Raw genomic sequence first — 1,663 nt, forward strand, 5'->3', positions numbered from 1 at the left:
GGTCCTCCAGGACCTCGCCGGGCGACTGGTCGCGGTCGTCCCGGAGGGCTGGCAGCAGCTCACCTACCTGGCCAGGGTGATCGGCGCCCACCGCAGCGACATGCTCGCCGTCCAGGAGGCGGACGGCCGGGTCGGGCAGCTGGTGGTGCCCGGCGGTGTCGGCGACCTGGTCGACGCGCTCAAGCGGTCCGGGTTCCGGGAGGGCGGGGGCACCTGGCTCTCCATGGTCCTCTCGGTCCACCACACGCACCAGTTCAACGTCGAGTACAACCACGACACCGAGCCCGACCTGCCGCCCGGGACGAGCCCGCTCGTCTACGCCCAGGAACTGGAGCGCTTTCCGCGCGCGCACGACCGGATCCCCGACTGGCTCGGCGCCCGGCTGGAGCAGGCGCGTGAACTGGATCCCGAGCGGATGCGCGAGGAGGTCGGCGCGGCCCTGGTGCGGGCCTGCGAGCGGGAGGGGCTGCGCGCCGACTTCCTGCCGCCGACCCGCCTGCGCGTGTTCGACTTCGGGGGCGCGGTCCTCATGGAGGCCGACATGAGGGAGACCTTCGACCAGGCGGTCATCGCCGCGGAGGAGCAGCGGACCGACCTGGCCGCCCGCTTCGCGGACTTCATGGCCGATGCCGCTCGGGAGCGGGAGCAGGCCGCCGACGGGTCCTCCGCCGAGGCGTCCTCCACCGGTACGCGAGACGCCGACCCGGCCGGCGCTCCCTCACCGCCGGACCCCGACGACACGGTGGCCGTCTCCCTGGCGGCGGCCTTCGCCGAGGCCGGGGTGGGCGCCGCCTTCCAGGGCGCCGACACGCTCGTCGTGACGCTGCCCGACGGCAACCACGCCAGCGCCGACATCAGCGGACTGCGCGCCGCACTGGGCGAGGCCACCCCCGAGCAGATCGCGCACAACACCGCCCAGTTCGCGCGCACGTCCGTCGAACAGCTGAGCCAGGCCACCGGACAGGGAGGCGGCGACACCGACGGACGGCTCCGGGTACGCCTGTACCCCGCCTCCGCCTTCCCCGAGGGCGTACTGGACTCCCTCCTGACCCGCGAGATCGCCCCCGGGCTGTGGCAGACCGTGGTCGTGGACGCCTCCGACTCGCTGAGGCCGCTGCCCCGCCAGGTGCACGAACGCTCCGGCCGCCCCGACGGCGAGGTCTTCGCCGAGGCGGTGGCCGCCTCCGTGGCCGAGGCCGTCGAGGTCAGCGAGCACGAGGTCGACGGGGCGCGCATCGTGCACATCGGCGGCCAGCACCCCTACGTGGCGGCGCACGCGCACGACCTCGACCGCCACCTCGGCGACCTGCCGCACGGCGCGCTCGTGGCCTTCCCCGTTCCCGAGGTGCTCCTGGCCCACCCCCTGGGGAAGGGCCACCCGATCGCCGCCCTGGACCACATGCAGCAGGTCGCCGAGCGGTTCACCGCCGACGGCGACAAGCCCGTCAGCGCCCAGCTCTACTGGTGGCACCCCGGTTCGCGCTCGCGCGATCGGGGCACGCCGCCCGACCTGCGTCCCGTGGGGGCCAGGATCGACCACGAGAACAGGTCGGTGGAGCTGCTGACCTCCGACGAGGAGTTCGGGCCCATGCTCGCCTCCCTGGTCGGGTAGCTGGCCGGGTAGACCGGGGGAGCCGTCGCGTCGGCGGCTCCCCCCCCCCCC

General features: G+C 74.6%; 1 protein-coding gene. It reads left to right on the plus strand.

What is annotated here, in order from left to right:
* The coding region (locus tag DQW06_RS07625) for a hypothetical protein (protein ID WP_232832976.1) at positions 1 to 1,612 on the plus strand (1,612 nt) is incomplete at its 5' end.
* Positions 1,613 to 1,663: the final 51 nt, after the last annotated feature.

It is taken from the genome of Nocardiopsis sp. TNDT3 (assembly GCF_003427465.1).
GTDB lineage: Bacteria > Actinomycetota > Actinomycetes > Streptosporangiales > Streptosporangiaceae > Nocardiopsis > Nocardiopsis dassonvillei.